This window comes from Thermus sp. KWY1, from assembly GCF_057547025.1.
This window is the reverse complement of sequence record NZ_BAAJPG010000050.1, coordinates 1-419: the sequence shown is the minus strand read 5'-3', so window position 1 is coordinate 419 and position 419 is coordinate 1. Positions and strand designations below refer to the sequence as shown.

Annotated in this window: 1 rRNA gene; it reads right to left on the bottom strand. The window is 59.4% G+C overall.

Annotated elements, in window-relative coordinates:
• Positions 1-419: ribosomal RNA gene (locus AC27GT_RS12685) — 23S ribosomal RNA — on the bottom strand; the annotation flags it as partial.

Here is a 419-nt window from a genome sequence, read left to right as displayed (position 1 = left end):
CACCCCTCAGACCCGCAGCTTCGGCGCTGGGCTTAAGCCCCGATCATTTTCGGCGCAGCGTCACTCGACCAGTGAGCTATTACGCACTCTTTAAAGGATGGCTGCTTCTAAGCCAACCTCCTGGCTGTCTCAGCAACGCCACATCCTTTCCCACTTAGCCCAGACTTCGGGACCTTAGCTGGCGGTCTCGGTTGTTCCCGCGCTTGGACGCGGACGTTATCGCTCGCGCCCTCACTCCCAGGCTCCACCTGGGACCCTTCGGAGTTTGACAGGGTTTGGTAGGCTGGTGGGCCCCCTAGCCCTATCAGTGCTCTACAGGCCCCAGTCAGCACCTGAGGCTGACCCTAAAGTCATTTCGGGGAGAACCAGCTATCTCCGGGTTCGGTTAGCTTTTCACTCCTAACCCCAGCTCATCCGAG